The organism is Cellulomonas sp. KH9 (assembly GCF_900114185.1).
Taxonomy (GTDB): Bacteria; Actinomycetota; Actinomycetes; order Actinomycetales; family Cellulomonadaceae; genus Cellulomonas.
Genome location: NZ_FOSE01000003.1, coordinates 590,502 through 616,594 on the forward strand (window position 1 = coordinate 590,502; position 26,093 = coordinate 616,594).

Here is a 26,093-nt window from a genome sequence, read left to right on the forward strand (position 1 = left end):
TGCCGCGGATGGGCGGACCTAACCTCGCGCGGGGTCGTGCTGTGACGATCCACCCCAGCGCGAGGAGCCCACCATGCCGTCCGCCCGTCCCGTCCCGTCGGCCCTCCGACCGCTCGTCGCCGCCGCGGCGGCCCTGGTCGCCGTCGCCCTGGTCGCCGCCGGGTCCCTGGCGTCGCTCGCGACGCCCGCCCGTGCCCTGTCGCCGGGCGTGGTGCTGACGAGCGACTTCGAGTCCGGCCTCGACGGCTGGCAGGCGCGCGGCGCCGCGAGCGTGAGCACCACCGCGACCGGTGCCCGCGGCACCGGGAGCCTGCTGGTGCAGGACCGCGTCGACCCGTGGGACGGTGCGCTGATCCCGGTGACGGACGTGTTCGAGCCCGGCACCACCTACACGATCGGCCTGTGGCTGCGGCTGCCCGACGGCGCGGGAACCGCCGACCTGCGGGTCTCCGTGCAGCGGGACCTCGACGGGCAGCCGTCGTACGAGACGGTCACCACCGTCGAGGGCGTGAGCAGCCAGTGGCGGCAGGTCACGGCGACGTACACCCCCGGCCTGTTCGACACCGCGTCGCTCTACGTCGAGTCCGTGTCCTCGCCCGCCGACGTCATGGTCGACGACGTGCTGGTGTCCGGCGTGCGCTACACCCCCGACCTGTCGCTGACCCCCGTCGCGGACGCGGTGTCCGTGCCGTTCGGCATCGCGGTGGAGCCGCAGGACCTGCTCGGCGGCCGCGGCGACCTCCTCGCGCACCACGCCGAGCAGATCACCCCCGGCAACCAGATGAAGCCCGACGCGATCCAGCCGACCGAGGGCACCTTCACGTTCGCGGCGGCCGACGGCCTCGTCGACTGGGCGCTCGAGCACGACATGCGCGTCTACGGCCACACGCTCCTGTGGCACCAGCAGACGCCCGCCTGGTTCTTCCAGCGCGACGGTGCCGCGCTGACGACGTCCTCGGCCGACCAGGCGCTGCTGCGCGAGCGCCTGCGCACGCACATCGAGGCCGTCGCCGACCACTACCGCGAGACGTACGGCGAGTACGGCACGCCGGGCAACCCGGTCTTCGCGTTCGACGTGGTCAACGAGGTCATCGACGAGAACCAGCCCGACGGTCTGCGCCGCAGCGAGTGGTACCGCGTCCTCGGCCCGTCGTACATCGCGGACGCCTTCCGGTACGCGCGCGACGCGTTCGGCCCCGAGGTGCAGCTGTTCATCAACGACTACAACTCCGAGTACCCGGACAAGCGCGCGCCCTACCTGCGGCTCGTCACCGACCTGCTCGCGCAGGGCGTGCCGGTCGACGGCGTCGGGCACCAGCTGCACGTCGAGGTGGGCCGCTCCGTCCCGATGATCGAGGACACCATCGAGGCGTTCGAGGCCCTCGACGTCACGCAGGCCGTCACCGAGCTCGACGTGTCGACCTACCGCCACGAGGGCGAGCAGTGGACCACGCCGCCGGCCGACCGGCTGCTCGAGCAGGGCTACTACTACCGCGACGTGCTCGACATGCTCGAGCGGCACGCGTCGTCGCTGGAGTCGATCACCGTGTGGGGCCTGGAGGACTCGCGGACGTGGCTGCGGTCCGGTGCGGCGCCGCTGCTCTTCGACGGTGCGCTGCAGGCCAAGCCCGCGTACTGGGGGATCGTCGACCCGTCGCGCATCGGGACGACGCCCACGCCGACGGTCACGCAGACGCCGGGCGTCACGCCGACGGTCACGTCGACGCCGGGCGTCACGCCGACGGTCACGCCGACGCCGGGCGTCACGCCGACGGTCACGCCGACGCCGGGCGTCACGCCGACGGTCACGCCGACGCCGGGCGTCACGCCGACGCCGGGCGTCACGCCGACGGTGACGCCGACGCCCGGCGTCACGCGCGGCTGCCGCGTCGTGTACACGACGAACGACTGGAACACCGGCTTCACCGCGGGTGTCCGCGTCACCAACACCGGGACCTCGGCGCTGTCGGGGTGGGCGCTGACGTTCAGCCTCGACGGTGGGCAGCGGGTGACGCAGGGCTGGTCGGCGTCCTGGACGCAGTCCGGTGCCCGCGTCACGGCGACCAACGCCGCGTGGAACGGGTCGCTCGCACCGGGCGGGTCGGTCGAGATCGGCTTCAACGGCTCGCACCCGGGCAGCAACCCGCGGCCGACGTCGTTCGCGCTCGACGGCGTCCCGTGCGCGGTCGCGTAGGGGCGCGTCCACCGGCGGGGACGGTCTGCTCGCGGGGCCGGGCGGAGGTCGCTGACCGGGGCCGATCAGCGGTCTGAGCCCGGTCTCGCGTCGACCCCGTCCCGCTCCGTGGACGCCCCGGGGGAGCGCGCGGGGCGTCAGCCGGGGTGGTGGGCGACGACGACCGTCCCGTCGACGTCGTCGTCGTGCAGCACCTCGGTCGCCCAGCCTCGCGGGCACGCGGCGCGGGTGAGGTCCGTCTGGCGCAGGCTCGTCTCGACCAGGACGTGACCGCCCGGGCGCAGCCACGCGCCCGCGGCGGCGAGCAGGCGGCGCTGCACGTCGACGCCGTCCGGTCCGCCGTCCAGGGCGACGCGCGGCTCGTGCTCGCGCGCCTCGGGCGGCATGGTCGCGATCGCGTCGTGCGGGACGTAGGGGGCGTTCGCCACGAGCACGTCGACCCGGCCGCGCAGGTCCGCGGGCAGCGGGTCGAGCAGGTCGCCCGCCCAGGCGCGGCCCACACCGGCGAGGTTGCGGGCAGCCCACGTGACGGCCACGGGGTCCAGGTCGGCCGCGTGCACGTCCGCGCCGGGCACGTCCCGGGCGACGACCGCGGCGACGGGTGCGACGCCGCAGCACGCCTCGACGACGACCGGCGCCGGTCCGGCCGCCCGGGCCAGTCCTGCCGCCGTGCGCGCCAGCAGCTCCGTGCGGCGCCGCGGCACGAACACGCCCGGCCCGACCAGCAGCCGCAGGCCCGCGAACGCGACCCAGCCGAGCACCGTCTCCAGCGGCTCGCCGCCGACGCGGCGTGCCACGAGCGCGGCGAGCACGGGGTCGTCACCCGGGCCCTCCGCGTCGTCGCCCGGGCCCCCCGCGCCGCCGGGCGACCCGTCGGGCGCCTCGCCGGCCGCACCCCGGCCGCCGGTCCGCCGGCGCTCCGCCGCCGCGGCGACGAGCAGCGCGGCCTCGTCCTCCGCGAACACGCAGCCCGCCGCGCGCAGCCGCGCGACGAGCGCCGCCGGGGGGTCCGCGGGCCTCCTGGCGTCGGGTCCTGCAGGTCCCGCGGCGGAGGGTCCGGAGGTCACGCCGCATGGTCGCACGTCCCGCGCCCCGGCGGCAGGGTGCACGGGGCGCCGCATCCTGCCTGGTCAGGGGGACGTGTCCAGCAGCCGAAGGTCCCCCGGCACGTGGTCACCGGCGGCACTAGGCTGGGGAGGCAAACCCACCGTCTGTCGAAGGAGCAGCCATGGCCAGCATTGAGGCCGTCGGCGCCCGCGAGATTCTTGACTCGCGCGGCAACCCCACTGTCGAGGTCGAGGTCGCTCTCGACGACGGCACGATCGCCCGCGCGGCCGTCCCCTCGGGCGCGTCCACCGGAGCGTTCGAGGCCGTCGAGCGTCGTGACAGCGACGACCCCCGCTACGGCGGCAAGGGCGTCCAGGGCGCGGTCAACGCCGTGATCGACGACATCGCACCGGAGCTCATCGGCTTCGAGGCCTCGGAGCAGCGTCTCGTCGACGCCGCGCTGATCGAGCTGGACGGCACGCCCAACAAGGGCAAGCTCGGCGCCAACGCGATCCTCGGCGTCTCGCTCGCGGTCGCCAAGGCCGCGGCCGACTCGGCCGACCTGCCGCTGTTCCGCTACGTCGGCGGCCCGAACGCGCACGTCCTGCCCGTGCCGATGATGAACATCCTCAACGGTGGGTCGCACGCCGACTCCAACGTCGACATCCAGGAGTTCATGGTCGCCCCGATCGGCGCCCCCACGTTCCGTGAGGCGCTGCGCACCGGCACCGAGGTGTACCACTCGCTGAAGTCCGTGCTGAAGAGCAACGGCCTGTCCACGGGTCTCGGCGACGAGGGCGGCTTCGCCCCCAACCTGCCGAGCAACCGTGCCGCGCTCGACCTCATCATCACCGCGATCGAGAAGGCCGGCTTCGTCCCCGGCCGCGACGTCGCGCTCGCGCTCGACGTGGCGTCGACGGAGTTCTTCTCCGACGACAAGTACGCGTTCGAGGGCCAGAAGCTGCAGGCCGCCGCGATGATCGAGTACTACGAGGCGCTCGTCGCCGACTACCCGCTCGTGTCCATCGAGGACCCGCTGGCCGAGGACGACTGGGAGGGCTGGGTCGCCCTCATGGAGCGCGTCGGTGACAAGGTCCAGATCGTCGGCGACGACCTGTTCGTCACCAACCCGGAGCGTCTGGCCAAGGGCATCAAGCTCAAGGCGGCGAACTCGCTGCTGGTCAAGCTCAACCAGATCGGCTCGCTGACCGAGACGCTCGACGCGGTCTCGCTCGCGCAGCGCAACGGCTTCACGACGATGACCTCGCACCGCTCCGGCGAGACCGAGGACACGACGATCGCCGACCTGTCGGTCGCGACGAACGCCGGCCAGATCAAGACCGGTGCCCCCGCCCGTGGCGAGCGCATCAACAAGTACAACCAGCTCCTGCGCATCGAGGAGGAGCTCGACGACGCCGGCATCTACGCCGGTGCGAGCGCCTTCCCGCGCTTCCAGGCCTGATCCTCGCCTGACGACGACGCCCGGTCCGCCTCACGGTGGGCCGGGCGTCGTCGTGCGTGGGGAGGCCTCAGGGCGTGGCGACCGAGGTCACGGACACGCTCGGGACCGCCTCCGACTCGACGGTGAGGAACGCCGCCGACGCGAGGGCCCACGTCCCGGCGATCACGGCGGCGGGCAGGACCACGGCGAACGCGAGCCGCCACGGCCGGCGTGGCTGAGGCGCGCGGCGGCCGTGGGCGCGGTAGCCGACCCGCAGGGTGGCGCCGACGAGCGCGGCGAGCCCGCCCAGCAGCACGACCGGGTGCACCAGCGCGAGCGGCAGCAGGAGCAGCCCCACGAGGAGGCCGGCCGGCAGGCCCGCGAGCACGAGCAGCACCCACACGACGCCCGGCGTGCGCGGTGAGGGGTCGCCGCCTGCGGGCGGTGCGTCGAGGGCGAGGGCGCCCGCGACATCGTCAGGGCTCCCGAGATCGGCGAGCACGCGCCGCACGGCGTCGTCGCCCGGTGCGTGCCCGAGGTCGGCGAACACCGCGTCGAGGTGCTCGCGGACCGCGTCGAGCACGTCGAGGCGGTCGGCGGCGGGGGCACCCGCGAGGCGGCGCTCGAGGTCGGCGAGGTACGCGGCGACGAGCGGCGACGTGACGGTGGTCATGCGGGTGGTCCTTCCAGGAGGCGGTCGACGGCGGTGCGGTAGGGGCGCCAGACCTCGACGAAGGCGTCGAGGGCCGCGCGGCCGGTGTCGGTGAGGCGGTGGTACCGCCGGGGCGGTCCGGTGGGGGACTCCTGCCACGTGGTGTCCACCCACCCGCGGCCGCGCAGGCGTGTCAGCAGGGGGTAGAGCGTGCCCTCGGAGGCGAACAGCACGTGGTCGGCGCCCAGGGCGCGTGCGATGTCCTGCCCGTACGCGGGGCCGCGGGCGAGGTGCGCGAGCACGCAGAACTCCAGCGTCCCGCGCCGCAGCTGGGTGCGGACGTCGTCCGGCGTCGGTTGCATGCGAGGCACGCTACCTTGCGTCGCAAGGAACCGTCGAGAGCGCGGCGCACCACTCCCACGTCCGGCCGATCGAGCCCGGGGCAGGCACAATCGTCCCCATGTCCTCACCCCGTCGCCCTCCCGCGCCCGGCGCCGGCCGGCGCCCGGGGCGTGACGAGGCGCCGTCGGGGGCCGTGCCGCGGGCGCCGCGTACGCGGGCAGGCAAGCCTGGCGGGTCGTCGACGTCGCCGCGCGGTGTGCGCGCCGCGGCGCCGCGGTCCGGTGCGGTGCCCAAGGTGGCGCCGTCCCGTCCGGGTGCCCAGCGCGCCACGTCCCGGCCCACGTCGGGTCGTGGGGGCACCCCGCCGCGCGGGACGCCGTCCGAGGCTGCCCGGCTGCCCGTACCCCGGTTGTTCACGGTCCGGGCGATGGTGTTCTCGCTCGTGCTGCTCGTGGCGTTCGTGCTGGTGTACCCCACGCTGGGCTCGTACCTGCAGTCGCGGGCCGAGGTCGAGCAGCTGCGTCAGGACCGGGACGCCGCGCGGGCGGAGAACGAGGACCTCGAGGCCGAGCTGCGCCGGTGGGACGACGACGCCTACGTCATCGCCCAGGCGCGCGAGCGGCTGTCGTTCGTCATGCCGGGGGAGACCGCGTTCCGCGTCGTCGACCCGCAGGTCGTGCCCGACACCCCGGTCGCGCCCGACGGCCCGGCGACCTCGCCCGTCGACGGCTCGACGCAGCCCTGGTACGCGACGGTCTGGGAGTCCGTGCAGGTCGCCGGCGCCCTGGACGTCGACGGTGAGCCGCCGGCCGACCCGGCGGTCCCCGCCGACGACCCGGCCACCGACCCGGCCACCGACCCCGCCCTGCCCGCGGTGGAGCCCACGGTCCCCACGGGCTGACGTCCCGGTGGGGGACAATGGACGGACCGCCCCGCCGACCGAACGGACCGACGTGCCCGCACGACCCGACCCCACCGCGCACCGCGACGTCCCCGGACCCTCCGCGCTGCCCGACGCGCCGACCCCCGTCGCCCCCGGTGCGGACGCGGTGAGCCCGCGCGACGTCGAGGTGCTGCGCGAGCAGCTCGGCCGCCCGCCGCGCGGCGTCGTCGGCGTGGCGGCGCGGTGCGTGTGCGGGCGTCCGCTGGTGGTCCGCACGGCCCCGCGGCTCGACGACGGCACGCCGTTCCCGACGACGTACTACCTGACGTCGCCGCAGGCGGTGGCCGCCGTCAGCGCCGTCGAGGCGACGGGCGTCATGAAGGAGCTGACGGCGCGGCTGGCCGAGGACGAGGAGCTCGCGGAGGGGCACCGGCGCGCCCACGAGGCGTACCTCGCGGACCGCGAGGCGCTCGGGCACGTGCCGGAGATCGCGGGCGTCTCCGCCGGCGGCATGCCGCACCGCGTCAAGTGCCTGCACGTGCTGGTCGCGCACGCGCTGGCCGCGGGACCCGGCGTCAACCCGGTGGGCGACCTGGCGCTGGAGATGGTCGCCGAGCGCTGGCGTCCCGACCGCTGCACCTGCTGACCCGCTGACCCCGGCGTGCCGTCCGCTGGTCGACCCCTGGGGCGTCCGCGGGTCGTCCCACGGCCCGACGTGTCGGTCGGCGGTGGCACGATGTGCCGGTGACACGCGTGGCTGCCATCGACTGCGGGACCAACTCCATCCGTCTGCTCGTCGCCGACGTCGACCCGGCGGCGGGGACGCTGGTCGACCTGGAGCGCAGCAACGAGGTGGTGCGGCTGGGCCAGGGCGTCGACCGCACGGGCCTGCTGGCGCCCGAGGCGCTGGAGCGCACGCTCGCGGCCGCCCGCCGGTACCGCGCGACGTGCGAGGAGCTGGGTGTCGAGGCGGTGCGGTTCGTCGCGACGTCCGCGACGCGGGACGCGCGCAACCGGGACGAGTTCGTCGCGGGCGTGCGGGACGCGCTGGGTGTGGACCCCGAGGTCGTCGCCGGCGACGAGGAGGCGCGGCTGTCGTTCCGGGGCGCGACCGGCGTGCTGGCGAGCCGGTTCGACGGGCCCTTCCTGGTGGTGGACCTGGGCGGTGGCTCGACCGAGCTGGTGCTGGGGACCGGCGCACCCGAGGCCGCGGTGTCCATGGACGTCGGCTCGGTCCGCCTGACCGAGCGGCACCTGCACGACGACCCGCCGACCGCGGCGCAGACGGCGGCGGCCGACGCCGACGTGCGGGCGGCGCTCGACGCCGCCGCGGCCGTGGTGCCGCTGGGCCGCACGGTGACCCTCGTCGGCCTGGCCGGGTCGGTGACGACGCTCACCGCGCACGCGCTGGGCCTGGACCGCTATGACCGGGACCGGATCGACGGTGCCGTCCTCCGCGTCGACGACGTGCTCGTGGCGTGCGAGGACATGCTGGCCCGTACCCGGGAGCAGCGCGCGGCGCTGCCGTACCTGCACCCGGGTCGCGTCGACGTCATCGGCGCCGGTGCGCTCGTGTGGCGCGAGGTGGTGCGGCGGGTGCGTGCCGACGTCGCCGCCGCCGGCGGGGAGCTGACGCAGGTCGTCACCTCCGAGCACGACATCCTCGACGGGATCGCCTGGAGCATCGCCGAGCGCTGACCGCGGGGGCCGTCCGGCGGCGGACGGGTGGGGGCGTGCGACGCCCCGACGGGTGAAGTCGGCACGCCCTGTGTCGTGTCGTAGACAGTAGTGCGGACTGCGCAGTAGTGTGCATGCTGCGGGCGCTGGAGGGGCGTCTGCACCACGTGCCGCACGCCGGCCCTCGGGGGAACCCGGGGGCCGGCGTGGCGGGCCACCCGACCGCAGGAGGCCGCATGGACACCACCCAGCTGCTCAAGGGGGTGCTGGACCTGGCCGTGCTCTCCGTCGTGGCGGACGAGGACGGTTACGGGTACGACGTCGTGCGGCGGCTGCGCGCCGCGGGCATCGAGGAGGTCGGTGACGCCTCCGTCTACGGGACGCTGCGGCGCCTGTACTCGTCCGGGGCGCTGACGTCGTACGTCGTGCCGAGCGACGAGGGGCCGCACCGCAAGTACTACGGCATCAACGCGCAGGGGCGGGCGCTGCTCACCGCGCAGCGCAAGGACTGGTACGAGTTCGCAGGCACGATGCAGCGCCTGCTCGGGACGGAGGAGGTGGCATGAGCATCGTGGACGACGCGATCGCGCAAGACGTCAGGACGTACGCCGCGCAGGTCCGCGAGGCCCTCGCCGACCTCGACCGGGAGCAGGTCGACGACCTGACCGACGGGCTCGAGGCCAACCTCACCGACGCGCTGGCCGACGACCGGCGCACGCACCGGGCGTCGCTGGTCGACGAGTTCGGGACCCCGGCCACCTACGCGGCCGAGCTGCGCTCGGCCGCCGGCCTGGCCCCCGCCGAGCCGGTGCCCGGCCCCGCGGGCCGCCTGGGGCGTCTGCTGCGCGCACCGGACCGCCGCGTGCGGGCGGCCGCCTCCCGGGTCCTCGCCCGCCTGCGCCGCGAGGCGTGGTGGCCCCCGGTCGAGGAGCTCGCCACGGACCTGCGTCCGGTGTGGTGGGTGCTGCGCGCCTGGGTCGTCTACCAGGTCGTCGTGCAGGTGCTCGCCTCGGAGTCGGCGTGGCTGCCGAGCCACCCCGCCGCCTGGCTGCTGCTCGGCGGCCTCCTGGTCGTCAGCGCGCAGATCGGGCGCGGCCAGTGGTTCGCCTCGCGCCGGGCGGGTGAGCGGATGCAGGTGGTCTCGGTCCTGGCCGCGGTCGCGCTGGTCCCGGTCGTCGCCGCGCTGCAGGGCCACGACGGCTGGCTGCGGGACCAGGTGTGGGCCTACCACCACATGGACGCCGTCGCCGCGCCGACGCAGGTGGAGCGCGTCCCGCTCGACGGCGTCGTCGTGGGCGGCATGGCCGTGAGCAACCTCTTCGTGTACGACGCCGCGGGCAACCCGCTGACCGACGTGCAGATCTACGACGACCGGGGCCGGCAGGTCCGCACGACCTACGACGACGGCCAGAGCGCGTGGTCGCGTCCGGACAGCGACGAGCCGTGGTTCTTCGCCCCCGCGGCGACGCAGGACGGGCGGACGCGGTGGAACGTGTACCCGCTGCGGGGCTGGCCGGAGTCCGCCTTCGAGAACGACGCGGAGACGGGGGAGTGGCGGGTGCGGCCCGGCGCGCAGGCGCTCACCCCGCCGTACCCGTTCGCCAAGGCGCCGACGCTCGCCCTGCCCGAGGACGCCACGGACGGCGCGGGCGAGCCTGCCGACGGGACGACGGACGACGCGGATGAGCCCGCCGACGGGACGGCGGACGACGCGGCGGTGACCTCCCCGACCACCGTCACCGCGACCAGGGCGACCCCCGGCACGCCCTGAGCGCCCGTCCGGGGTGCGCCGTGACGGGTGCCCCGGATGAGCGCGGCGGGGACGTGGCCCTACGCTGGCCACGTCCCCGCCGCTCGTCCCTGGACCGCCTCGTGACACCTGAGACCCGACTCCCGTGACCGCCGACACCTGGGCCGACGTCGGCCTCGTCCTGCTGTTCATCGTCATCGGCGGCGTCTTCGCCGGGACCGAGCTGGCGCTGGTGTCGCTGCGCGAGTCGCAGCTCGGGCAGCTCGAGAAGCAGGGCGCGCGCGGGGCCCGGGTCGCCGCCGTGGCGCGCAACCCCAACCGGTTCCTCGCGGCCGTGCAGATCGGCGTCACCGTCGCCGGGTTCTTCTCGGCGGCGTTCGGTGCGTCCACGCTCGCGTCGTCGCTCGCGCCCGTCTTCGTGTCCCTGGGCCTGGCGCGCGGCACCGCCGAGGGGGTGGCGCTGGTCGTCCTCACGCTGGTCATCGCGTACCTGTCGCTGGTGCTGGGCGAGCTCGTGCCCAAGCGGATCGCCATGCAGCAGGCGGCGCGGGTCTCCCTGTGGGTGGGGCCGCCGCTGGACCGGTTCGCGGCGCTGATGACCCCGGTGATCTGGCTGCTGTCGAAGTCCACCAACGGTGTGGTGCGCCTGCTGGGCTTCGACCCGGCCGCGACGAGCGACCAGATGAGCGACGAGGAGCTGCGGGACCTGGTCCGCACCCACCCGGACCTCCCCGAGGACGAACGTCGCCTCATCGACGACGTCTTCGACGCGGGCGACCGCTCGCTGGTCGAGGTGATGCGGCCGCGCGCCGACGTCACGTTCCTCGCGGCCGACGCCCCGATCGCGCAGGCCGCCCGGACCGTCGGGACGCTGCCGTACTCGCGCTACCCCGTCACCGGTGAGGACTTCGACGACATCGTCGGGTTCGTGCACGTGCGGGACCTGCTGGCGCCGGTGGCGCGCGCCGTGCGCGAGGCGGACCTCGACCCGGACACGCACGGCCGCGCCGGCGTGGTCGAGGCGATCGTCGAGGTCGCGACCACCACGGTCGGGGACGTCACCCGCCCGATCGTGTCGCTGCCCGGCACCAACGCCGTGCTCCCGACGCTGTCGACCATGCGGCGCACGGGCGCGCACATCGCCGTCGTGGTCGACGAGTACGGCGGCACCGACGGCATCGTCACCCTCGAGGACCTCCTCGAGGAGCTGGTGGGGGACATCGTCGACGAGTACGACCCGGTCCCCGTGCGGGTCGCCGGCGCCACCGACGTCGACGCCGGGCTCTCGCTCGAGGACTTCGCGGACCGCACGGGCGTCGTGCTGCCGGAGGGGCCGTACGAGACGGTCGCCGGCTACGTCCTGGCGCGGCTGGGCCGCATCGCGCAGCCCGGGGACGCGGTCGACGTGGACCCCGGCCCGGACGACGACGACACGGGCACGCGGACCGTGCTGCGCGTGCGCCGGGTCGACCGCCGTCGGATCACCGGCGTGCGCGTCGAGCGGGTGCCGGTCCCCGCCGAGGACGACGCGCCGGGGCCACCGGCCGGCCCCTGACGCGACCCGGGGGGCGGGCCGCCGCGCGGGGTGTGCGCGGCGTCACCGGCTGCCGAGGGCGTTCCCGAGGGTGCGCACGTCTACCGTATGAGGTATGCCTCAGTCGTCCACCGCCCCCGTCGACGCTGCCCGCCCCGCGGGTGCGCTCATGCCGGCCCCCGCCGGCAAGCCCCGCAAGGTGCCCCGCGTCCTGGTGCTGGGCGGCGGCACCGTCGGCCTGTACTCCGCGCGGCGGCTGCGCCGCCGGCTCGGCAAGCGCGAGGCGGCCATCGTCGTCGTCGACCCGCGCCCGTACATGACGTACGCGCCCTTCCTGCCGGAGGCCGCCGCCGGGTCGATCGACCCCCGCAACGTCGTCGCGCCGCACCGGCGTGCGCTCAAGGGCGTCGACGTCCTGCAGGGTCACGTCACGCAGATCGAGCACGCCGCCCGCCGGGTGGAGATCACGCCGGTCGAGGGTGAGCCGTACTGGGTGACGTACGACCACCTCGTCGTCGGCCTCGGGTCCGTCGCGCGGACGCTGCCCATCCCCGGCCTGGCGGAGCAGGGCATCGGCTTCAAGAACGTCGAGGAGGCCATCGCGCTGCGCAACCACGTGCTGGGCCGCATCGACGTCGCGGCGTCCACCTGGGACCCGGAGCTGCGTCGCAGGATGCTGACGTTCGTCTTCGTCGGCGGCGGGTTCGCCGGCATCGAGGCGCTCGGCGAGGTCGAGGACATGGCCCGGTACGCCGTGCGGAAGTACAAGCAGATCGAGCAGGAGGAGCTGCGGTTCGTGCTCGTCGAGGGCAGCCCGCGCATCCTGCCCGAGGTCAGCGAGGAGCTGGGCGGTTACACGCTCGAGCAGCTGCGCAAGCGCGACATCGAGATCTTCCTGTCGACGTTCCTGTCGTCGTGCGTGGACGGGCACGTGGTGCTGTCCAACAAGGTGGAGTTCGACGCCGAGACGATCGTGTGGACCGCGGGCGTCAAGGCCAACCCCGTCCTGCAGCAGTCGGACCTGCCGCTCGACAAGCTGGGCCGCGTCATCTGCAACGCGTACCTGCAGGTCACCGCGGAGGACGGGACGGTCGTCGCCGACGCCTGGGCCGCGGGCGACTGCGCCGCGGTGCCCGACCTGTACAACCCCGGCAAGTTCTGCCCGCCGAACGCCCAGCACGCGCTGCGCGAGGGCAACCACATCGGCGACAACCTCGCCCTGGTGCTGCGCTCGGCGCAGCCCACCGAGTACAAGCACCGCAACGTCGGTGCCGTGGCGTCGCTCGGCATGTACAAGGGCGTCGCCCAGATGTTCGGCAGGATCAAGGTGCGCGGGTTCCTCGCGTGGGTCCTGCACCGGACGTACCACGTGTTCGCCATGCCGACCTTCAACCGCAAGCTGCGCATCGCGGTGGGCTGGACCGGTTCCCTGCTGCTGCGCCGTGAGGTCGTCGCCCTGGGCTCGCTGCACGACCCGCGCGCGGAGTTCCGCGCCGCGTCCGTGCCCGCCGCGCCCAAGGACGCGCCGGCCGCGCCCGTGGCCGAGGCCCCCGCCCTGCCGCCGCAGAAGGCCGAGAAGGACTCCCCGGCGGAGAGGGACGCCCGCCCGGCCTGAGACCCGCTCCCGACGACCCCTCGACCTGACCGGTCGGGGGGTCGTCGTGCGTCCGGTGCCGCGCGCACCCGCCCGTGTGCGGCTGGCAGGATGACGCACGCGCCCCCGTAGCCCAACCGGCAGAGGCAACCGGCTTAAACCCGGTCCAGTCCGGGTTCGAACCCCGGCGGGGGCACCCCCCATCCGGCGCGGGCGCCCACGTCGGCCCGCGGTCCGCACGGGGTTACGGAATTCCAGAATTCCGGTACGGTGGGCGCATGGACGACGAGACCGCCGCGCAGCTCCGCGCCCTCGAGGACCGCGTGGCGGCGCTCGAGCGCGCGGCCACCGCCGCCGCAGCGAACCCCGACGCCGCCCTCCCCGACGCCGCGGCCTCCGCCGCCGCGGCCTCCGACGCCCCGGCCCCCGGCGGCGCCGACCCCGACACGTTCTGGGCGCTCGACGGCCTCACCCGGCGTGCCGGCGGTCCGGGCTCGAGCGGCGCCGTCATGGTCGTCGGCGACGTCACGACCCCCGCCGGCGAGACGGCCCGGTGGCAGTACGCCCTGACCACCGACGACGTGCTCGCCGCCGACTGGGCGGACGTCGCACCGGTCCTGGCGGCACTCGGGCACCCCGTGCGCCTCGCCCTGCTGCGGGCCGTGCTCGACGGCACCCGGACCGCCCGTGACCTGGCGGCGGCGGTCGACGTCGGCTCGACCGGGCAGGTGTACCACCACCTGCGCCAGCTCCAGGCGGCCGGCTGGCTCCGCACCGCGGCGGGCGGCGAGCACGTCGTGCCCGCCGAGCGGCTCGTGCCGCTGCTCACCACCGTCCTGGGAGGTATGCGATGACCACCACCACGACCGTCCGTGCCCCGGAGCGTCGCCGCGACCGTGTGCGACGCGGCGTGGCGGGGCTGATGCCGCTGTGGTTGTGGGGGATCGCCGCGTGGCTCGCGGCGGGGTTCGTCATCGACCCGCCGCGCGTGGTGTCGGTCGCGGTGTCGCTGCTGCTCGCCGGGATGGCGTTCGTGCGGCCGCCCCGGGTCGCGCACGACCCGGTCGAGGTCGCCTCACCCGTGCGCGGCCGCTGGACCGCCCTCAACAGCCCGGCGGACCAGGTGCCGAGCCACGGCGTGCGGGCGTACGGGCAGGCGTACGCGGTCGACGTGCTGCTCCCGAGCCCGCCCGGCACGCCGCCGGTGGTGCCGTGGACCGGCGGGTTCGCGCGACCCGAGACGTTCCCGTCGTTCGGGCTCCCGGTCCACGCGGTGGCCGACGGCACGGTCGTGCGCGTCGTCGACGGCCGCCGTGACCACCGGGCCCGCACGTCGTGGCCCGCGCTCGCCTACCTCATGACCGTCGAGACGCTGCGCGACCTCGGGGGACCGGGCGCCGTGGTCGGCAACCACGTCGTCGTCGACCACGGTGCCGGGGTGTTCTCGCTGGTCGCGCACCTGCGCCGCGGCAGCGCCCGGGTCGCTCCCGGCAGGCGGGTCGCCGCCGGCGACGTGCTGGGGGAGGTCGGCAACTCGGGGAACACCTCCGAGCCCCACCTGCACGTGCAGCTCATGGACCGCCCGCAGCCGCTGCGCGCGGCCGGGATCCCCTTCCGCTGGCGGGACGCGCGGATCCTCGACGACGTGCGCGACACCTCCCGTGCGACGACCGTCCGGACCGAGGTGACACCAGGCGTGCCCGCGGCGGGGCAGGTGTTCGAGGCGTAGGTCACGGTCCCGGGCGGCTCGTCCTCCGGGAAGCCCGCGGTCTGCGTGCTGGGCCAGGGGACGTGCGTGCGCGGCGTCTGCGGGCGGCCCACCGTGAGCCACGCGATGCCGCCCGCGAGGGGCAGCACGACGATGAGGACGAGCCACCAGCCCTTCGACAGGTTCCGCACCCGGTCGGAGTCGGACTGGATGCAGTCGATCAGGCAGAGCACCAGCAGGGCGATCTCGACGATCACCGGCAGGAAGCGCAGCACCAGGTCCCCCTCGCGTCGTGGGCACCGGAACGCCGGCGGGGGGCGGGGAGCCTCGTGCCGATTCCGTCGGGACTCACCCGTTGGGGTGTGCGCCGCCCGGGCCGGCTCGCGCCCGGGCGGCCGCTTCAGCGACGGTCGGCCGTGCCGAGCCAGTCGCGCATCGTGGCGGCGTCCGCGATGGCGCCGTCGACGACCCGCCTGACCTGCACCGGCTGCTCGCAGGGCACCCCGCCACGGCCCGGGACGGCGGACACGCGTGCGGCGATCTCGACCGCGCGCGCGTCGTCGACCACGTCGACCACCTGGAACCCGGCCAACCACTCCGAGAACTCGGCGAACGGGCCCTCGGTCACGGTGGTGCCGGACCGTCCGTCGGACCGCACCACCCGTGCGACGTCGGGGCCCTTGAGGGCGATGCCGCCGACGAGCTCGCCGCTCGCCCGCAGCTCGTCGTTCAGCCGGGCGTAGTGGTCGAGGTGCGCCTGCACGTCCGCGTCGTCCCACTCCTCCATGGGTGCGGGGTCGGGGCCGGACCGGAAGTCGACGATCAGCAGGTACCGGGGCATGGTGGTCTCCGTCCTCGGGGCGCCGGGGTGGCGCGGTACCTGGATGACGGGTGGGCGAGCAGGTTCTCGACGTTCCCCGTCGACCCTCTCAGTCCAGCCCGGCGGCCGCCTCCGCGGCCTCGATCTGCGCGTTCCACGCCTTCTTGCTCGCGCGCCAGCTCTCGTCGTCGGCGCCGAGGCGCCAGTAGCCGGAGATGGACAGGTCGGCGCGCGCGACCCCGTGGGTCCGCAGGTGCGCCCGCAGCTCCTTGACGGCCCCGGCCTCCCCGTGGACGAAGGCGCCGATGCGCCCGGCGGGGGTCGGCCAGGCGCGGAGCGCCTCGGGGAGCGTCGACCCCGCGGGGGCGTCGCCGTGGTGCAGCCAGGTGACCGTGACGCCCGCGGGGGCGTCGAGCGCGATCTCGTCCTCGGGGCCGTGCACCTCGACGAACGCGGCGCCGACGGCGTCGCGCGGCAGGCGTTCCAGACCGACCGCGACGGCGGGCAGGGCGCTGGCGTCCCCGACCAGCAGGTGCACGTCGACGTCGGGGCGCGGGTCCCACGCGCCACCGGGCCCGTGCACCAGCACGCGGTCGCCGGGCGACGCGGCGACCGCCCACGGCCCGGCGAGGCCCTCGTCGCCGTGCACGACGAGGTCGAGGGTCAGCTCACGGGCTCCGGGGTCCCACGCGCGGACCGTGTACGCGCGCTGCCGCACCTGGACGCCCTCCGGCAGGGAGGCGCGCAGCGCCGCGACGTCGACGCGGCCGTCGTCGTCGTCCAGCGGGCACCCGTCGAGGGCGCCGTCGGGGAGGAACCCGAGCTTGACGTAGGAGTCGGCGCACACGGGGTCGGCGAGCGGCCGCAGGTCCGGGCCGCCGAGCACGACGCGCGCGAGGTGCGGCGTGAGGCGCTGCGTGCGCACGACCCGGGCCAGGACGGGGGCCGGACGGCGCGGCGCCACGAGCGGCAGGACGGTCGGTCGGGTAGCGCTCATCAGGTGAGCCTAACCTCGTGCTGCGTCCCGACGGCGTCCGGGTGTGACCGGGCCCACGTCCGGCGCGGGAAACCTCATGCCCCGGGCAACCGTTGGGTCGGCAGGTGCCGGCCCTCGCACCCGCACGTACTGTCGCCCTGTCGCGCTCGCCGCGGTCACCCCCCGCCCCTCTCACGACCGCTCGCCCGGCCCCCTCGGAGGAACCCGTGTCCCGCCTCGCCCGGCTCTCGCTGGCCAACCGCTCCGTCGTCGCGCTCGTGACGATCGCGATCGCGGTCTTCGGCTGGTTCAGCCTCGGCTCCCTCAAGCAGGAGCTCATCCCGTCGCTGCAGATCCCGACGGCGGTCGTCGTCGCGGTCGACCCGGGGTCCTCGCCGGAGCTCGTCGAGCAGCAGCTCACCGAGCCCATCGAGCAGGCCGTCTCCGGGGTCGCGGACGTCGAGTCCGTGACGTCGACGTCCGCCACGTCGGTCTCGACGACGACCGTCGAGCTGACCTACGGCGTCGACGTCGACGCGCGGGCCCAGGACATCCAGCAGGCGGTCGACCGGATCCGCTCGGCACTGCCCGAGGGCGTCGACCCGATGGTCGTGACCGGCTCGATCGACGACCTGCCGGTCGTGCAGCTCGCGGTCGCCGGCACCCCGGACGACGTGCGCGAGGGGGAGGACCCGCAGGCCGCGCTGGCCCGGGTCGTCGAGGACGTCGTGGTGCCGCGCCTCGAGCAGGTCGACGGCGTGCGGGAGGTCACCGTCACGGGCGTCGCCGAGCAGGCCGTGACGGTCACGCTGGACCTGCAGGCGCTCACCGCGGCCGGCCTGTCGCCCGCGGCGGTGCAGACGATCCTGCAGGACAACGGGGTCGTGCTGCCCACGGGCACGGTCGACGACGGCGACCTCACCCTCTCGGTCCAGGCGGGCTCGCCCGTCTCCTCGGTCGACGACCTGCGTGCGCTGCCCCTGCTGGGCTCCGCCTCCGGGCAGGCCGTCGCGCTCGGTGACGTCGCCGAGGTCGTCCTCGCGCCGGTGCCGGCGTCGAGCCTGTCGCGCCTCGACGGGCAGCCCGCGCTGGCCGTCTCCCTGACCAAGACGCCGGCCGGCAACACCGTCGACGTGTCGCACGGCGCCCAGGAGGCGGTCGACGGGCTGCGGGAGCAGCTCGGCGGCGACGTCGACATCGCCGTGGTGTTCGACCAGGCGCCGTTCATCGAGGAGTCCATCGAGGGGCTGGCCACCGAGGGTGGCCTCGGCCTGCTGTTCGCGGTCGTCGTCATCCTGCTGTTCCTGGGCTCGATCCGCTCGACACTCGTCTCGGCCATCTCGATCCCGCTGTCGCTGCTGGTGACGTTCATCGGCCTGCAGGTCGCCGGGTACTCGCTCAACATCCTCACGCTCGGCGCGATGACCATCGCCATCGGGCGCGTCGTCGACGACTCGATCGTCGTCATCGAGAACATCAAGCGGCACCTGTCCTACGGCGAGGGCAAGCGCGACGCGATCACGACGGCCGTGCGCGAGGTCGCCGGCGCGATCACCGCCTCGACCATCGCCACCGCCGCGGTGTTCGTGCCCATCGGCCTGGTCGGCGGCATGGTCGGCGAGCTGTTCCGGCCGTTCGCCTTCACCACCGCGATCGCCCTGGTCGCCTCCCTGCTGGTCTCGCTGACGATCGTGCCCGTCCTGGCGTACTGGTTCGTCAAGGCCGACGCCTCGGCCGCCGGGGACGACGCGGAGGCCCGGCGCGTCGCCGCCGAGGCCAAGGAGCGCCGGTCCTGGATGCAGCGGTCGTACCTGGCCACGCTGCGCGGTGCCGTCGCGCACCCGGTCGTCACGCTGCTCGCCGCCGTCGTCGTCTTCGCGGGGACGATCGGCCTGGCCACCCGCCTGGAGACCAACTTCCTGGGCGACGCGGGCCAGAACACCCTCACGGTCACCGAGACGTTCCCGCCCGCGACCTCGCTCGAGGCGCAGGACGCGGCCGCGCAGGAGATCGAGGAGGTCCTGCTCGGTGTCGAGGGCGTCCAGACCGTGCAGACCACGGTCGGCTCCGCCGGCGGCATCGAGGCGGTCTTCGGCGGCGGGGGTGCGCCGCGGGCGTCGTTCGCGCTGACGCTCACCACGGACTCCGACAACACCGCGGTGGCCGACGACGTGCGCGCGGCCGTCGCCGACCTCTCCGGCGCCGCGGGGCACGGGGACGTCGTCGTGGCGGGTGCGGACGCCGCGTTCGGCTCCTCGACCGTGGACGTCGTCGTGCAGGCGGACGACCCGGACGAGCTCGCGTCGCTCGCGGCGCAGGTGCGTGACGTCGTCGCCGGCGTCGAGGGCACCACGGACGTCACGAACGACCTCGCCGCCGACCAGCCGACCGTGCGCGTCACGGTCGACCGCGAGGCGGCCGCGGCCGCCGGCCTCACCGAGACGGCGGTCGTCGGCACGGTCGCCGGGCTGATGAGCCCGCAGCCCGTGGGGACGGTGGACCTCGGTACGGGCCCGGTCGACGTCACCGTGGTCACGGTGCCCGCACCGGCGAGCGTGGCGGAGGTCGAGCAGCTCGTGCTGCCGACGGCGACGGGCCTGGTCCCGCTGACGTCCGTGGCGAGCGTCGAGCAGGTGGAGGTGCCCGTCTCGACGACCCGCATCGACGGCAAGCGTGCGGCGACGATCTCGGCGACCCCGGCCGACCAGGACCTCGGTGGCCTCACGGAGCGGATGCGCGCGGCGCTCGAGGACGTCGACGTGCCTGCCGGTGCGAGCGTCGAGATCGGCGGCGTCGCGGCGGACCAGGAGGACGCGTTCGCGGACCTCGGGCTCGCGCTGCTCGTCGCGCTCGTCATCGTGTACGTGGTCATGGTGGCGACGTTCCGCTCGCTGCTGCAGCCGCTGATCCTCATGGTGTCGGTGCCGTTCGCGGCCACCGGCGCGCTGCTGGGCCTGCTGCTGACCGGCACCCCGCTGGGCGTGCCCGCCCTGATCGGCGTGCTCATGCTCATCGGCGTCGTCGTGACCAACGCGATCGTGCTGGTGGACCTGGTCAACCAGTACCGCGACCGGGGGCGGGACCTCGACGACGCGGTGACGGAGGGGTCGCGCAAGCGCCTGCGGCCGATCCTCATGACGGCGGCCGCGACGATCTTCGCGCTGGTGCCCATGGCCTTCGGCCTGACCGGCGGCGGGGTGTTCATCTCGCAGCCGCTGGCGATCGTGGTGATCGGCGGGCTGTTCACGTCCACGCTGCTCACGCTCGTGCTGGTGCCCGTCCTGTACACGCTGGTCGAGCGGGCCCGGCTGCGCCGTGCGGGGCGGCGCTCGGCACGGTCCGGCGCCGCGGCGGAGGGCACGGCCGCGGTCTGATCCGCGCCGGGAACGACGAAACGCGGCCCACCACCGTCCCCCTCCAGGACGGCGGTGGGCCGCGTCGGTCGTGGCGACGTCTCAGACGTCGCGCGTGCGCAGGCGCAGGGCGCCGGCGCCGAGGATCACGACGACCCAGCCGACCAGCACCGCGTACCCGCCCCAGGGGGACAGGTCGACGGCCTGCGTCGCCAGCTGGTTCGTCATGTCCAGGAACTCCTCGGGCGTGGCCACACGGGCACCGGCCGACGAGGGCAGGAACGGCCGCACGTACTCCAACGGCTTCCACGAGATGAGGTTGAGGACGCTCTCGACCACGAGGACGAAGCCGATGACGGTCGCGATGGTCGCGGCCGTGTTGCGCATCAGCGCACCCAGGGCGAACCCGAGCAGGGCGACCGTCGCGATGTAGAGCGGCGTCCCGACGACGATGCGCAGCATCTCCGGGTCCGACCAGTCGGGCTGCATGGCGGGCTCGATCGCGCCGGCCAGCAGCAGCGACAGCGCCGTGCCGACGGCAGCGGTCGCGAAGGTCACGACCGCGACGACCAGGCCCTTGGCCCACAGCACGGGCAGGCGCGACGGCACGGCGGCGAACGTGGACCGCACCTGACCGGTGCCGTACTCCCCGGTGATGCTGAGGGCGGCCAGCACGACGAGCACCAGCGAGCCGAAGATCTGCCCGGGCGCCAGCACCATGTAGACCATGGACGCGCTGCCCTCGCCGCCCGCGAACTGGCCGGGGGCGACCCCGGCGGACGCCGCCATCGCCCACGCCAGCAGGACGAGGACCACGATCGTCAGGCCGATGGTCCACAGCGTCGAGCGCAGGGTCCAGATCTTGATCCACTCGGAGCGCAGCACGTGCCACGGCGTCAGCCGCACGGCGGGCGCGGGTGCGGCGTGGTGGGCGTGCTCGATGCGGGGGGTGGTCGCGGTGCTCATCGCTGCGCCTCCGGGCTGGTCGTGCCGGCGGCACCGGCGGCTGCGGGCGAGGGGTCGGTGCCCTCGGTGGCGGAGTGGTACTCGACGGCGTCGGCGGTCAGCGACAGGTACGCCTGCTCGAGCGAGCCGCTGACGGACGTGAGCTCGTGCAGCACGAACCGCGAGGCCGCCGCGAGCTCGCCGATCTCCGCAGCGCTCGGGCCGTGGACCTCCAGGAGCCCCGGCTCGATGGCCTCGACCGTGGCGGTCGGGCCGGACAGTGCCGCCGCGAGCTCGGTCGCCTGCGGGCTGCGGACGCGCACCGTGGTGCTGGTCGCGCGGGCGACGACGTCGGCCACCGGGCCCTGGGCGACGATCCGGCCGCGCCCGATGACCAGCAGGTCGTCCGCCGTCACCGCGACCTCGCTCATGAGGTGCGAGGACAGGAAGACGGTGCGGCCCTCCGCCGCGAGGTGCTTGGCCAGGCCGCGCACCCACGCCACGCCCTCGGGGTCCAGGCCGTTGACCGGCTCGTCGAGGATCAGCGTGTGCGGGTCGCCCAGCAGCGCGGCGGCGATGCCGAGGCGCTGCCCCATGCCGAGCGAGAACCCCTTGACGCGCTTCCTGGCCACGGGTCCCAGGCCGGCCATCTCGATGACCTGGTCGACCCGCTTGTCGCCGATCCCGTGCGTCGCCGCGAGCGCCCGCAGGTGCCCGCGCGCCGAGCGCCCGGGGTGCACCGCCTTCGCCTCGAGCAGCGCGCCCACCTCGGTCAGCGGCGAGCGCAGGCGGGCGTACGGGCGGCCCTGCACGGTCACCGTGCCGGCCGTCGGGTGGTCGAGACCGACGATCATGCGCATCGTCGTCGACTTGCCCGCGCCGTTGGGCCCGAGGAAGCCGGTCACGCGGCCGGGGTGCACCGTGAAGTCGATGCCGTCGACCGCCGTCTTGCTGCCGTACCGCTTGGTCAGTCCGTGCGCCTCGATCATCAGGTCCCCAGGTGTCGTGTCGCTGTGCTCACGTCGTCGACGGTACGGCCGGGCGGGGTGCGCGCGGCACCCTCCCGCGACGGATCCTGGACCGGGCGTCTCATCCGCGAGGACGAGACCGCGCGGTGCACGGCTCCGGGGCGTCACCGATGGGGGAACGTCCGGGGCACCCGTTACGTTGAACACCTCGTCGAGAGAACCATCCCCGGCCGGCCACGACCAGGAGTCCCCCGCATGAGCAACCCCGTCTTCAACAACAGTGCCGTCTTCGGTGACCCGCGCCAGCAGCGCCGCGGCGGGCAGCAGACCGTCGCGCAGGGCCCCGCGTGGGGCACGGCGGGTGCGCAGGCCGCTGACGCCGCCACCCTCGAGCAGATGTACGACGCCCCGCCGGCCACCCCGCGCGACACGGGGCGCCTCACCTACGACGACGTCATCGTCAAGACCGGTGGGCTGCTCGCGCTGCTCGTCGTCGTCGCCGCGGCGACGTGGACGCTCGCGCCGGGCCTGTGGATCGTGGGCGCCGTCGTCGGTCTGGTCCTGGGCCTGGTCAACGCGTTCAAGAAGAGCCCGAGCCCGGTGCTCATCACGCTGTACACGGTCGCGCAGGGCATGTTCCTCGGCGGGATCAGCGCGATGTACGAGTCGTTCTACGACGGCATCGTCGGGCAGGCCGTCATGGCGACCCTGTCGGTGTTCGCCGTCGCGCTGGTGCTCTTCCGCTCCGGCAAGGTCCGCGTCACCCCGAAGTTCCAGCGTGCCGTGCTCATCGGCATGGGCGGGTACCTCGTGTACTCGCTGCTCAACATCGTGCTCATGGTGTTCGGCGTCGGCGGCGGCACGTACGGTCCGCTGCGCTCCGGCCTGCTCGGGATCATCGTCGGCCTCGTCGCCGTCGGGCTGGCCGCCGCGAGCCTGATCATGGACTTCGACTCCATCAAGCGCGGCGTCGAGCAGGGTGCCCCGGCCAAGTTCGCGTGGTCGGCCGCGTTCGGCCTCATCGTCACGCTGGTGTGGCTGTACCTCGAGCTGCTGCGCCTGCTGGCGATCCTGCGCGGGGACAACTGACCCCCACCGCTCACCGCGACGCCCCGTCGGCCCACCGGCCGGCGGGGCGTCGTCGTCCCTCCTGCGCAGCCCGATGAGAGGATCGACCGCGTGAAGTACGCCCAGCACATCTCCGAGCTCGTCGGCGGCACCCCGCTGGTCCGGCTGACGTCCGTGACCGCCGGCCTGAGCGCCACGATCCTGGCCAAGGTCGAGTACCTCAACCCCGGCGGGTCGGTGAAGGACCGGATCGCGCTGCGCATGATCGAGGCGGCCGAGGCCTCGGGGGAGCTGCAGCCGGGCGGGACGATCGTCGAGCCGACGTCGGGGAACACCGGCGTCGGGCTCGCGCTCGTCGCGCAGCGCAAGGGCTACCGCTGCGTCTTCGTGTGCCCGGACAAGGTCAGCCAGGACAAGCGCGACGTGCTGCGCGCCTACGGCGCCGAGGTGGTCGTGACGCCCACCGCCGTGCCGCCGGACCACCCGGACTCGTACTACTCGGTGTCCGACCGCATCACGCGCGAGACGCCCGGGGCGTGGAAGCCCAACCAGTACGCGAACGCGAACGGGCCGGCCAGCCACTACGCGAGCACGGGCCCGGAGATCTGGGCCGACACGGAGGGGCGCATCACGCACCTCGTGACGGGCGTGGGCACCGGCGGCACCATCACCGGCACCGGCCGGTACCTGCACGACGTCTCGGCGGACCGCCCGGCGGCGGACGGCGGGCGCGTCGTGGTCGTCGGCGCCGACCCGGCCGGCTCGGTGTACTCCGGCGGCGACGGCCGCCCGTACCTCGTGGAGGGCGTCGGCGAGGACTTCTGGCCGACGGCCTACGACCCGACGGTCCCCGACGAGATCATCGCGGTGTCCGACGCGGACTCGTTCGCCATGACGCGGCGCCTCGCACGCGAGGAGGGCCTGCTGGTCGGCGGGTCGTGCGGCATGGCCGTCGAGGCGACGCTGCGGCACGCGCGTGCCCTGCAGGACGCGGACCCGGAGGCGGCCGCGCGGGCCGTCTATGTCGTGATCCTCCCGGACGGCGGCCGCGGCTACCTGTCGAAGATCTTCAACGACTCGTGGATGCGGTCGTACGGGTTCCTCGCCGGTGGCGAGGGCGCGACCATCGCGGACGTGCTGCGCAGCAAGGACGGCGACATGCCCGCGCTGGTGCACACGCACCCCAACGAGACCGTGCGCGACGCGATCGAGATCCTGCGCGAGTACGGCGTCTCGCAGATGCCGGTGGTCGGCGCCGAGCCGCCCGTCATGATCGGCGAGGTCGCGGGGTCCGTCAGCGAGCGCGAGCTGCTCGACGCGGTGTTCTCGGGTGCCGCGTCGCTGGCCGACCGGGTCGACAAGCACATGGCCCCCGCGCTGCCGCTCATCGGCTCGGGGGAGCCGGTGGGGTCCGCCCGTGCGGCGCTCGAGAAGGCCGACGCCCTCATGGTCGTCGACGACGGGCGGCCCGTGGGCGTCCTCACGCGCCACGACCTGCTGGGGTTCCTGGCGACCGGGTGACGGGGGTGCGGACCGCGGACCGCGGTCCGCAGGTCCCGGGCGGCACCGGGTTAGCATCGGCGCGACCTGATGGGCCTGACCTGCGAAGGACCTTCCGCGATGGCGCTGTACGACCTTCCCCTGCCCGAGCTCGAGCGGTACCTGCCGGACCTCGACGAGCCCGCCGACCTCGACGCGTTCTGGGCGAAGACCCTCGACGAGACCCGCGGGTTCGACCTCGACCTGCGTCGCGAGCCGTACGACGCCGGGATGCGGCTGCTCGACGTCGAGGACGTGACGTTCGCGGGGTTCGGCGGGCACCCCGTCAAGGCGTGGGTCACCCGCCCGGCGGGGTCGGCCAGCGACGGGTCGTCGCTGCCGGCGGTCGTGGAGTTCATCGGGTACGGCGGCGGGCGCGGCCGGCCGGTGGAGCGGCTCGCGTGGGCCGCCGCCGGGTACGTGCACCTGCTCATGGACACCCGCGGCCAGGGCTCCCGGTGGGGGAGCGGTGGCGGCACCCCCGACCCCGTCGGCTCGGGCCCGCACACCCCCGGGTTCATGACGCGCGGCATCCTCGACCCCGCCGAGCACTACTACCGCCGGGTGTACACCGACGGCGTGCGTGCGGTCGAGGCCGTGCGCGCGCTGCCCGGCGTCGACCCGGCGCGGGTCGTCGTCACCGGCGGCAGCCAGGGCGGCGGGATGACGCTGGCCGTCGCGGGCCTCGTCGACGACCTCGCCGGCGTCATGCCGGACGTCCCGTTCATGTGCCACATCCCGCGCGCGATCTCGCTCATCGACTCGGACCCGTACCACGAGGTCGTCACGTACCTGTCGGTGCACCGGGAGCACAAGGACGCGGCGATGCGGACGCTGTCGTACCTCGACGGCGTGCACCTGGCCCGCCGCGCGACCGCCCCGACGCTGTTCTCGGTCGCGCTGCGCGACCCGATCTGCCCGCCGTCGACCGTGTACGCGGCGTACAACCACTACGGCGCGCTCGCCGCGTCGCGTCCGGAGCGGGACATCGAGGTGTACGAGTTCAACGGGCACGAGGGCGGCGGCGCCTTCCAGGTCGAGGCGCAGCTGCGCTGGCTCGCGGCGACGCTCGGGCGCTGACCCGGTCGTCGTGCGCGTCGCCGCCCCGGTCGGCGGCGGCGCGCCCGACGGTGCAGGATGGTCCGGCACTGTCATCCACCGAAGGAGAATCGCCATGGCCGCAGCGCTGCCCGAGGTCTCGGGCGCACCCGGCACGAAGCCCACGCTCACGTTCCCGGACGCGGCGCCGTCCGAGGAGCTCGAGGTCGTGGTGCTGAGCCGCGGCGACGGCGCGCTCGTCGAGGCGGGCCAGGACATCGAGGTGCACTACCTCGGGCAGTCCTGGCAGGGAGGCGTCTTCGACAACTCGTTCGACCGGGGCTCGTCGATCAGCTTCCCCATCGGCGTCGGCGCCGTCATCGCCGGCTGGGACGAGGGCCTGGTCGGCCAGCAGGTCGGTTCGCGGGTCCTGCTGTCGATCCCGTCGCACCTGGCGTACGGCGACCGCGGCGTGCCGCAGGCCGGCATCAAGGGCGGCGACACGCTCGTGTTCGTGGTGGACATCGTCGGCGTCAGCTGACCCACCCGATGAGTCCGCGCCGC

The 26,093-nt window shown here is 74.7% G+C and carries 23 protein-coding genes, 1 tRNA gene and 1 pseudogene; 17 read left to right on the forward strand and 8 right to left on the reverse strand.

The genetic code is table 11. The features are described from left to right. Positions 1-73: 73 nt before the first annotated feature. Positions 74-2,194: an endo-1,4-beta-xylanase gene (locus tag BMZ16_RS12445; RefSeq protein WP_089800849.1), complete on the forward strand. Its 2,121-nt coding sequence runs from the start codon at positions 74-76 to the stop codon at positions 2,192-2,194. A gap of 137 nt (positions 2,195-2,331) precedes the next feature. Here the strand turns inward: BMZ16_RS12445 and BMZ16_RS12450 are convergent, their stop codons facing one another. Next, entirely contained in the window at positions 2,332-3,261 is a 930-nt protein-coding gene (locus tag BMZ16_RS12450) for a putative protein N(5)-glutamine methyltransferase (protein ID WP_369822560.1), read from the reverse strand. A gap of 161 nt (positions 3,262-3,422) precedes the next feature. On the opposite strand from BMZ16_RS12450, the gene eno reads away from it, so the two are divergent. Continuing rightward, entirely contained in the window at positions 3,423-4,703 is a 1,281-nt protein-coding gene (eno, locus tag BMZ16_RS12460; protein ID WP_089800856.1) for a phosphopyruvate hydratase, read from the forward strand. Between the two features lie 67 nt (positions 4,704-4,770). Here the strand turns inward: eno and BMZ16_RS12465 are convergent, their stop codons facing one another. Together BMZ16_RS12465 and BMZ16_RS12470 are read right to left on the reverse strand one after the other, a co-directional pair. Beyond that, positions 4,771-5,355, reverse strand: coding sequence for an HAAS signaling domain-containing protein (locus tag BMZ16_RS12465; protein WP_089800858.1), 585 nt, complete (start codon positions 5,353-5,355; stop codon positions 4,771-4,773). After that, the gene (locus BMZ16_RS12470) at positions 5,352-5,696 is read right to left on the reverse strand and encodes a PadR family transcriptional regulator (protein ID WP_089800860.1); all 345 of its coding nucleotides are present in this window, start codon (positions 5,694-5,696) and stop codon (positions 5,352-5,354) included. Before BMZ16_RS12470 ends, BMZ16_RS12465 begins: the two co-directional genes overlap by 4 nt. 407 nt (positions 5,697-6,103) lie before the next feature. Here BMZ16_RS12470 and BMZ16_RS12475 point away from each other — a divergent pair, with 407 nt between their 5' ends. From BMZ16_RS12475 to BMZ16_RS12520, 10 genes are all read left to right on the forward strand, one after another. Beyond that, positions 6,104-6,577: an FtsB family cell division protein gene (locus tag BMZ16_RS12475; protein WP_177199689.1), complete on the forward strand. Its 474-nt coding sequence runs from the start codon at positions 6,104-6,106 to the stop codon at positions 6,575-6,577. A 106-nt stretch (positions 6,578-6,683) separates the two neighbouring features. After that, positions 6,684-7,205: a DUF501 domain-containing protein gene (locus BMZ16_RS12480; RefSeq protein WP_255366632.1), complete on the forward strand. Its 522-nt coding sequence runs from the start codon at positions 6,684-6,686 to the stop codon at positions 7,203-7,205. Positions 7,206-7,303: 98 nt separating this feature from the next. Next, positions 7,304-8,257 carry a Ppx/GppA phosphatase family protein gene (locus BMZ16_RS12485; protein ID WP_089801138.1) on the forward strand — a complete coding sequence of 318 codons (954 nt, stop codon included), beginning with the start codon at positions 7,304-7,306 and terminating at the stop codon, positions 8,255-8,257. A gap of 215 nt (positions 8,258-8,472) precedes the next feature. Beyond that, positions 8,473-8,802, forward strand: coding sequence for a PadR family transcriptional regulator (locus tag BMZ16_RS12490; RefSeq protein ID WP_089800864.1), 330 nt, complete (start codon positions 8,473-8,475; stop codon positions 8,800-8,802). Further along, positions 8,799-10,007 carry a hypothetical protein gene (locus tag BMZ16_RS12495; RefSeq protein WP_089800866.1) on the forward strand — a complete coding sequence of 403 codons (1,209 nt, stop codon included), beginning with the start codon at positions 8,799-8,801 and terminating at the stop codon, positions 10,005-10,007. The genes BMZ16_RS12490 and BMZ16_RS12495 overlap by 4 nt, the downstream gene beginning before the upstream one ends. A 124-nt stretch (positions 10,008-10,131) precedes the next feature. Further along, positions 10,132-11,541 (forward strand): hemolysin family protein, encoded by a 1,410-nt coding sequence (locus BMZ16_RS12500; protein ID WP_089800868.1) that lies wholly within the window; start codon positions 10,132-10,134, stop codon positions 11,539-11,541. 94 nt (positions 11,542-11,635) lie between these two features. Further along, positions 11,636-13,135: an NAD(P)/FAD-dependent oxidoreductase gene (locus BMZ16_RS12505; protein WP_089800870.1), complete on the forward strand. Its 1,500-nt coding sequence runs from the start codon at positions 11,636-11,638 to the stop codon at positions 13,133-13,135. Positions 13,136-13,236: 101 nt separating this feature from the next. Further along, positions 13,237-13,310: transfer RNA gene (locus BMZ16_RS12510), tRNA-Leu, on the forward strand. 82 nt (positions 13,311-13,392) lie between these two features. Beyond that, positions 13,393-13,968, forward strand: a complete 576-nt coding sequence (locus BMZ16_RS12515; RefSeq protein WP_089800872.1) for an ArsR/SmtB family transcription factor — start codon at positions 13,393-13,395, stop codon at positions 13,966-13,968. Continuing rightward, positions 13,965-14,843 (forward strand): M23 family metallopeptidase, encoded by an 879-nt coding sequence (locus tag BMZ16_RS12520; protein WP_089800874.1) that lies wholly within the window; start codon positions 13,965-13,967, stop codon positions 14,841-14,843. The genes BMZ16_RS12515 and BMZ16_RS12520 overlap by 4 nt, the downstream gene beginning before the upstream one ends. Positions 14,844-14,938: 95 nt before the next feature. On the opposite strand, the pseudogene BMZ16_RS19810 reads toward BMZ16_RS12520, so the two are convergent. From BMZ16_RS19810 to BMZ16_RS12535, 3 genes and pseudogenes are all read right to left on the reverse strand, one after another. Continuing rightward, positions 14,939-15,097 (reverse strand): annotated as a pseudogene (locus BMZ16_RS19810) (PLDc N-terminal domain-containing protein); the annotation flags it as partial. A 125-nt stretch (positions 15,098-15,222) separates the two neighbouring features. Then, the gene (locus BMZ16_RS12530) at positions 15,223-15,663 is read right to left on the reverse strand and encodes a YciI family protein (protein ID WP_089800876.1); all 441 of its coding nucleotides are present in this window, start codon (positions 15,661-15,663) and stop codon (positions 15,223-15,225) included. Positions 15,664-15,751: 88 nt separating this feature from the next. After that, positions 15,752-16,639 carry a siderophore-interacting protein gene (locus BMZ16_RS12535; protein ID WP_089800878.1) on the reverse strand — a complete coding sequence of 296 codons (888 nt, stop codon included), beginning with the start codon at positions 16,637-16,639 and terminating at the stop codon, positions 15,752-15,754. A 206-nt stretch (positions 16,640-16,845) separates the two neighbouring features. On the opposite strand from BMZ16_RS12535, the gene BMZ16_RS12540 reads away from it, so the two are divergent. Next, positions 16,846-19,992: an efflux RND transporter permease subunit gene (locus BMZ16_RS12540; protein ID WP_089800881.1), complete on the forward strand. Its 3,147-nt coding sequence runs from the start codon at positions 16,846-16,848 to the stop codon at positions 19,990-19,992. An 81-nt stretch (positions 19,993-20,073) separates the two neighbouring features. Here BMZ16_RS12540 and BMZ16_RS12545 read toward each other — a convergent pair whose 3' ends face one another. Together BMZ16_RS12545 and BMZ16_RS12550 are read right to left on the reverse strand one after the other, a co-directional pair. After that, a complete protein-coding gene (locus BMZ16_RS12545; protein WP_255366614.1) occupies positions 20,074-20,937 on the reverse strand; it encodes an ABC-2 transporter permease in 864 nt (287 codons plus the stop codon). Beyond that, a complete protein-coding gene (locus tag BMZ16_RS12550) occupies positions 20,934-21,905 on the reverse strand; it encodes an ABC transporter ATP-binding protein (RefSeq protein WP_089800883.1) in 972 nt (323 codons plus the stop codon). Before BMZ16_RS12550 ends, BMZ16_RS12545 begins: the two co-directional genes overlap by 4 nt. A 234-nt stretch (positions 21,906-22,139) precedes the next feature. Between BMZ16_RS12550 and BMZ16_RS12555 the strand changes: the two genes are divergently transcribed. From BMZ16_RS12555 to BMZ16_RS12570, 4 genes are all read left to right on the forward strand, one after another. Next, on the forward strand, positions 22,140-22,973 hold the full coding sequence (locus BMZ16_RS12555) for a Bax inhibitor-1/YccA family protein (RefSeq protein ID WP_089800885.1): 834 nt from the start codon (positions 22,140-22,142) through the stop codon (positions 22,971-22,973). A 90-nt stretch (positions 22,974-23,063) separates the two neighbouring features. Continuing rightward, positions 23,064-24,473 (forward strand): cystathionine beta-synthase, encoded by a 1,410-nt coding sequence (locus BMZ16_RS12560; protein ID WP_089800887.1) that lies wholly within the window; start codon positions 23,064-23,066, stop codon positions 24,471-24,473. A gap of 99 nt (positions 24,474-24,572) precedes the next feature. Continuing rightward, positions 24,573-25,571 carry an acetylxylan esterase gene (locus BMZ16_RS12565; RefSeq protein ID WP_089800889.1) on the forward strand — a complete coding sequence of 333 codons (999 nt, stop codon included), beginning with the start codon at positions 24,573-24,575 and terminating at the stop codon, positions 25,569-25,571. Positions 25,572-25,665: 94 nt separating this feature from the next. Continuing rightward, positions 25,666-26,070: an FKBP-type peptidyl-prolyl cis-trans isomerase gene (locus BMZ16_RS12570; protein ID WP_089800891.1), complete on the forward strand. Its 405-nt coding sequence runs from the start codon at positions 25,666-25,668 to the stop codon at positions 26,068-26,070. Positions 26,071-26,093: the final 23 nt, after the last annotated feature.